Genomic DNA, 6,519 nt, shown 5'->3' on the forward strand with positions numbered 1-6,519 from the left:
CCACCCCAGGTCGGGGCGTCTCACCTCAGCCTGCCAGGGAGGGACCACCTCGACCGACTCATGGGCGACGTGAGCACCCAGCTGCTACTCGACGACGGCCTCGCTGACCTGGTCCACGCTCGAGGTGCCGGTCCCTCGCCTTTCGTCGAGCGCAACGCGCAGGAGGCCTTCGTCGGCAGCGGTCTGATCACGCGGCTGCCCACCCTCCAAACACTCCCTGTCGACGAGCTTCTCGACCTGCGCTCGGAGCTGACGGTGCAGCGGCGCAAGTACCTCAGGGCGGTCAGCTCGCTGTCCCAGAAGATGACCACGACGGCGTTCGCCCCCGAGCGCGCCGACGAGCTGGATCACCTCTGGCGCACAGACGTCAGCCCCGCGCTCGACGACCTCCGGTCTCAGCTCGTGGAGCACTCCCTCGTCCGGGAGCTGGCGCGGCGGGCCGGGAGCGATGCGCGGACCTTCGTCACGGCCACCGGAGTGGGCGGCTTCGGCTGGTTGTCCCTGGGCGTCCTGCGCGACGTCGACCTCATGGCTGCCCTCGTCGCGGCGGCACCCGCCGCCGGCGTCGCCGCCACCTCGTTCTTCAACGCCTTGCAGGGGCGGCGTTCAGGGCAACGCGAAGCGACGACCCAGGACCTCTACTACCTGGTGGCCCTGGCCGAGCGCAGCAGCTGAGCCTTGAGCACGACGGCGACTGCCGGCGGGTGCGCGCGGTGTGCGCCACGGGCTCAAACCGCATGGGGTGCCTTGGGGTGTGGAGAGCCGCGCCGGGCGTCGGTGGTGGTGGGCAGGGTGGTGCCTGTCCCGACCACCTGCGGTCTGACCAGCCGCACGACCCTTTCGAGGGGTACCTGTGAGCGACCTCGCCACCACCGTCACCGTCATCGACGCCTGCGGGCGTGCCCGCGTCCCGGTGCTGCTGCTGTCCGACCCGGGGATGGGCAAGTCGTCCCTGGTACGCGGTCTCGCGGCCGCCGAGGGCGTGGTCTGCGAGACCGTCCTGGGGTCGGTGCGCGAGCCTGCCGACGTCGCGGGGATGCCCGTCGTCACCGACCAGGGCGCGGTGATCGAGCCGCCCGCGTGGGCCAAGCGCCTCGCGGCGGCCGAGGCCGGGTACCTGTTCCTGGACGAGGCAAGCAATGGAAAGTGCACCTCCTTCTTGAAGGAGGTCACTGATGAAGACGAGGACGAAGCAGCCTGGCGCGAACGCACGGCCGGGGCGGGCAACGCGGGCAGTGGTCTATCCGGCGTTTACTCGGACGGGGCCGGACTCGCCGGCCGAGGGCACGCGGCCGATCTACCTGTATCTGCGGCTGTCGAAGTATCACAAGGACAAGGCGGACGCGATCGAGCGTCAGCGCCTTGATCTGACCCGCAAGCTCGCCGCTGAGGGTGGGTGGACGGTGATGGGTGAGTACATCGACAACGACTCAGCGAGCGCTTCTGCGGCGAAGAACCGAAAGGGGTGGCGTCAGCTCAACCAGGACATCCAGGCCGGGATGGTGCCGGCCGTGGCGTTCTGGAAGCTGGATCGCACGAACCGGATTGCGGCGAAGTGCATCGAGTGGATCGGCCAGTGCCAACGCTCGGGCGTGTACCTGGTCTCACATCAAGACAGCGCCGATGAGCTGAACACCGCGACCGCGGGGGCGAAGCTGGTGACCGGGATCAAGGCGCTGCTCGCGGAGGTTGAGACCGATTCGATGAGCGAGCGGCAGTTGGCGTCGAAGCGGCACCTGGCTGAGGCTGGGTTCCATCATGGCGGCACGCCGCCGTTGGGGTGGATGGCTGGCCCGCGGGTGGTCGATGAGTTCGGCCGTTCCGGGGTGCGGCTGGTGCCGCATCCGGTGGAGCATCCGGCCTTGAAGGACGCGGTGGACATGGTGCTGGCGGGCAAGAGTCTGGCGCAGATCGCCCGCTATTGGAGCGACCAGTACGGGATCACCGCCGCTACAGGTGGGCCGGTGTATGAGGCAACGGTGTATCGGTCGTTGGTCTCGCCGCGGATGATTGGCTATCGGATGCGGCAGGTGCCCGAGCATCAGCGTGGTGTGAAGCTCGATCTGCTGGATTACATCGCCCGGGATGCTTCGGGCGAGCCGGTGATCGCTCAGGAGCCGGTCTGTGACCGGGCGACGTGGTTGCGGGTGCGCCGGCTGCTGGAGGAAGCGAAGACCTCCCGGACCAGGCGACCGTGGGGCTCGCACGAGTGGCTGCTGACGGGGCTGCTGCATTGCAGGTGCGGGGAGCGTCTGTATGGGCATCAGAAGTACCGCAAGCGTGCCTCTGGTGAGCGGGTGCCGGCGTTCGCGTACCGCTGCCAGGCCAACAAGGTCCGCGGTCCGGGGAACTGCTCGGGTGGATGCACGATCGATGCGGTCAAGGGCGAGGCGTTCGTGCTGGGCTGGTTCTTCGCTCAGATCACTGATGATGCGCTGGCTGCCGCGCGGGCCCGACGGCGTGCTGCCCGGGCTGATGTGGGCGTCAGCGAGGTGCTGTCCCAGCTCGATGAGGCCAGGGCCGAGCGTGACGCGCTGTTGTCCAAGCAGGGCACGGGGGAGTATCGGGGTGCGATGGTGACGGTGCTGCTGTCGCTGATCGCTGATGCGCAGCGGCGTGTCGATGGTCTCCAGCGACGGTTGTATGCGATGGAGCTGGATGAGTTCCCGATCGAGGACGGCCCGGCGTTGATCGCCTCGTGGAAGGAGCGGGCGATCACCGAGAAGCGCGCCTATCTGCGGCGGATGATCCACCGGATCGATGCGCTGCCGGGCAAGGCACCGACCGAGGAGCGGTTGGGGATCACTCCGGTCGAGTGAGGGCGTCGGCCACGCTGGCGGCATCGAGCATTGTCGCGACTTGCTCGATTACGTCCTGCGAGGCCGGTTGGGTGGGGGGGAAGAANTCCGGTCGAGTGAGGGCGTCGGCCACGCTGGCGGCATCGAGCATTGTCGCGACTTGCTCGATTACGTCCTGCGAGGCCGGTTGGGTGGCGTGCCGGAGCGTTCCGGCACGCCACCCTGCGGCGAAAGCCGCGTAGGCGGGTTCGGCGATGACCTGTCCCACCTGGGCCGGAGGCGGGCAGGTCGTGTCGGTGCTCACGGTTCCTCTCCGGCGATGGCTGCGTAGAAGTCGTCCTCGGCCTGTCGGCGTTGGGCGACCTCCGCGGTGACGAAGGCTTCGAACTCCGTGGCCCGGTCGGTGATCGCGGTCTCCTGGACCGGCTCGGCTGGTTCCTCGCCGGGCCAGGTGGTCTGACGGGTCGGCCGGTCACGGTCGATCCGGGTACCCGAGGCCGCGACCCAATCACGCAGCCGTGTCCGAGCTTCGGCGAAGTCGCGGTGCCAGCCGATCGCCGCCGAGGCGTTCTGCTCGGGGTCGTAGGCGCCCAGCCAGTGCAGATGCAGCGCAGACAGCTCCCACATCAGTTCGGGATGGTGGTGCCAGAACGGCGGAAGGACGCTGGCGGGCAACCCGTAGGTGCGGCGCAGCCAGGTCACCCACCGGTCCAGGGCGAACCACTCGACCTCCAGTTCCTCGGCGGTCAGCAGGTTCCAGTTCACTGGATGCGGTGGCTCGGTGACGTCCGGCGCCTCGTCAGTGATCAGGTCGTCGTCGTCGAGCAGGTCGTCCTCGTCGAGTTCGTCAGGGTCGGTCGGGTGCTCGCTCACGATGCTCCTCCGGTTGTCACAGGCCGAGGGCGGGAGCGGATGTGCTCTGCCGTGGCCGCTCGGGCGATTCGAACGCCGGTGCCTGCTGTGTGGCGGGGCGTTCGGGTGCCTGGTCGATCGGGGTCCGCCGGGCGCTGCGGTCCACGTCATAGCGGGTGTAGGCGCTGTCGTGGCCGATCCCGGTGACGACGAACACCTCGCTCTCGGGGCCGTCGGCGCGCCCCTCGCGGCTGGTTGGAGGCGCGGGCGAGAATGAGCATGCCCGAGGACGGGCCCGGGAAGGATGGAGAGCGCGCGATGGCCAAGGTCAACTTCAAGCGACTGGGCCAGGGCGCCTCGGCCCCAGCCAACACGATCACCGACCCCCGGGACCTGTTCAACGCCCTACCCGAGAAGGTCTCTGGCCTCGACTACCTGCGAGGGCCCCAGGACCAGGTGCTGGCCGCCTGGGATGACCGTCGCGACGAGCGCGACCTCGTGATCAAGATGAACACAGGAGGCGGCAAGACGCTGGTCGGGCTCCTCATCGCCCGCAGTTGGCTCAACGAGGGCATCCGGCCCGTTGCATATCTTGTACCGGACGACTTCCTGACGGCACAGGTCACGACCGAGGCGGGACGAGCCGGGATCGCGACAACGAATGATTCCAGGTCGCCCGAGTACCAGCAGGGACGCGCGGTGCTCGTCGGGACGTTCGCGAAGCTCTTCAACGGCCTGTCCGTCTTCGGAGTCGGCGGCAGCGTGTCCAAGCCTCCCTCGCACAGCCTCGGCGGGGTGATCATTGACGACGCTCACGCCTGCATCGCTCAGGCAGATCACGTGTTCCGGCTCCGCGTCGAAGACAACTCGGAGGGGTACAGCGATCTGCTAACACTCTTCGCTGGGGACCTGAAAGCGCAGTCTCCCAACGGCCTGCTGGACCTAGAAGCGCGTCGCCGGACGGCGATACAGGAGGTTCCATTCTGGGCATGGCAGGACAAGCAAGATCAGGTCTTGTCGATTCTCCATCCGATCTCGGACAGCGCACTGAAGTGGGGCTGGCCGCTCGTCGTAGACAGCCTCCCCCTCTGCACCGCCGTGATCACCAGCGATGCGTTCGAGATTTATCCGCCCTGCCATCCCACAGAGACACTCCTCGGCTTCTCGCAGGCACAGCGGCGTGTTTACCTCACAGCCACGCTTGCTGACGACTCGGTGCTGGTCCGCCACTTCGGCGCGGCACCGGAGTCAGTCTCACGGCCAATCTTTCCTTCGAGCGCTGGCGACATCGGGGATCGGATGATCCTCGTCCCACAGCAACTCGTGCCCAAGGCGACGGACGAGGAGGTCCGTGATCTCGTCCTGGACCTGGCCGAGGACCAGAACGTGGTAGTGATCGTGCCGAGCCATGCTCGCGCTGACTGGTGGCGAGAAGACGCCGCCCTCGTGCTGGACCGCAACAACATTCATCAGGGCGTCGAGCAACTGCGCGAGAACCCACAACTGGGTCTGGTAGTGCTCATCAACCGCTACGACGGGATCGACCTGCCCGGCGATGCATGCCACGTCCTGGTGCTGGATGGCCTACCAGAAGCACTCGACGGACCGGAGCGGCTGGCACAGGCCCGGTTGACCGGATCAACGAACCTCCTTGGCCGACAGATTCAGCGCCTGGAACAGGGCATGGGACGAGCCACCCGGTCGAATGAGGATCACGCTGTGGTCCTTCTCCTGGGGGCGCGACTGGCCGAACGTCTCAATGCGCCGGAGGCACGCGGCTTCTTCTCACCCGCGACAAGGGCGCAGTTGGACCTCGCAGCAGAGATCGCTAGCGAAGTCGAGGCCGACTCGCTAGACGACCTCCACGACATCATGGAGCAATGCCTCGAACGCGATAAGGACTGGGTGGCCTACAGCAAGGGCGCACTTGCACAGGTCCGGTACGACACCTCTCGGATTGCCGACACCGCTAGCGCTGAGCGGCGCGCGTTCGATGCCGCCCTGCGCGGCGACTACGTGTTCGCAGCTCAGGAACAGCAGACAGTCGTGAATGGCATCACAGACGACGCCGCGACTCAGGCACTCCAGAGGCAGCGGCTCGCGGCATACACCAACTTCTTCGACCCTTCCCAGGCTCAGCAGACCCAGAAGACGGCCAACCTCGCGAACAGACGGCTACTCCGGCCCCTGGCGGGTGTGCAGTACGAGCGTCTGAAGGCGGCGAGCCGCCCGCAGGGCGAGCAGGCTTCATCCTGGCTGCAAGCGAAGTACACGTCCGGCAATGATCTCTTGCTCGGGTTCAAGGCCGTCCTACAGGACCTTGACTGGGGACCCCGTACACCACAGTTCGAGCAAGCCGTGCGCGACCTCGCGGAACACATCGGTCACGTTGGGCAACGGCCCGAGGACACCCTCGGCCGCGGGCCGGACGACCTATGGGCGCTTCGCGACGGGACGTTCTATGTCATTGAAGCGAAGAGTGGGGCCGACCCCGGCCATCCCGTGTACAAGAAGGATGCCGAGCAACTCTCGAACGCCATGGACTGGTTCCGGCAGCAATACCCCAACAGTGAGGCGACGCCACTGCTGATCCATCCGGAGGAAAGATTCGACTCACATGCCGCGATACCGACCGGCTGTCGCGTCGTCACGACGAAGCGGCTTGCCCGGCTCCGAGAGTCCGTGTCGGCCTTCGCGACGGGTCTGGTGGCCAACGAGGCCTTCCGCGATCCCGCTCGCGTCACCAGCCTCCTGAACGATTACGGACTGAGCGCGGCCAACTTCGTACGTCGCTTCTCGGTGCCGGGGCGGCACTAACCCGGCGAGGCTCGAGGCGCCGTCCTCCGGCGTCGCGATCCAACAGCTGCGA

Annotated in this window: 5 protein-coding genes and 1 pseudogene; 4 read left to right on the top strand and 2 right to left on the bottom strand. The window is 67.1% G+C overall.

Features of this window, described 5'->3' with window-relative positions; genetic code table 11:
* The first annotated feature begins 69 nt into the window (after window positions 1-69).
* The 3 genes and pseudogenes from WDZ17_RS16940 (at window position 70) to WDZ17_RS16950 (ending at window position 2,819) form a co-directional block, all read left to right on the top strand.
* Window positions 70-675, top strand: a complete 606-nt coding sequence (locus WDZ17_RS16940; RefSeq protein WP_339576354.1) for a hypothetical protein — start codon at window positions 70-72, stop codon at window positions 673-675.
* 178 nt (window positions 676-853) lie between these two features.
* Window positions 854-1,132 (top strand): annotated as a pseudogene (locus WDZ17_RS17565) (P-loop NTPase family protein); the annotation flags it as partial.
* Between the two features lie 103 nt (window positions 1,133-1,235).
* Window positions 1,236-2,819 (top strand): recombinase family protein, encoded by a 1,584-nt coding sequence (locus WDZ17_RS16950; protein ID WP_422632027.1) that lies wholly within the window; start codon window positions 1,236-1,238, stop codon window positions 2,817-2,819.
* A 279-nt stretch (window positions 2,820-3,098) separates the two neighbouring features.
* On the opposite strand, the gene WDZ17_RS16955 is transcribed toward WDZ17_RS16950, so the two are convergent.
* Together WDZ17_RS16955 and WDZ17_RS16960 are read right to left on the bottom strand one after the other, a co-directional pair.
* Window positions 3,099-3,671: a hypothetical protein gene (locus WDZ17_RS16955; RefSeq protein WP_339576356.1), complete on the bottom strand. Its 573-nt coding sequence runs from the start codon at window positions 3,669-3,671 to the stop codon at window positions 3,099-3,101.
* Between the two features lie 16 nt (window positions 3,672-3,687).
* On the bottom strand, window positions 3,688-3,867 hold the full coding sequence (locus WDZ17_RS16960; protein ID WP_339576357.1) for a hypothetical protein: 180 nt from the start codon (window positions 3,865-3,867) through the stop codon (window positions 3,688-3,690).
* 101 nt (window positions 3,868-3,968) lie between these two features.
* Between WDZ17_RS16960 and WDZ17_RS16965 the strand changes: the two genes are divergently transcribed.
* Window positions 3,969-6,467, top strand: a complete 2,499-nt coding sequence (locus tag WDZ17_RS16965; protein ID WP_339576358.1) for a DEAD/DEAH box helicase — start codon at window positions 3,969-3,971, stop codon at window positions 6,465-6,467.
* Window positions 6,468-6,519 lie beyond the last annotated feature (52 nt).

It is taken from the genome of Pseudokineococcus basanitobsidens, from assembly GCF_037482545.1.
GTDB lineage: Bacteria > Actinomycetota > Actinomycetes > Actinomycetales > Quadrisphaeraceae > Pseudokineococcus > Pseudokineococcus basanitobsidens.

Excerpts from the sequence above, each read along its gene's own strand:
- WDZ17_RS16965 (WP_339576358.1), top strand. The coding sequence starts at position 3,969 with ATGGCCAAGGTCAACTTCAAGCGACTGGGCCAGGGCGCCTCGGCCCCA.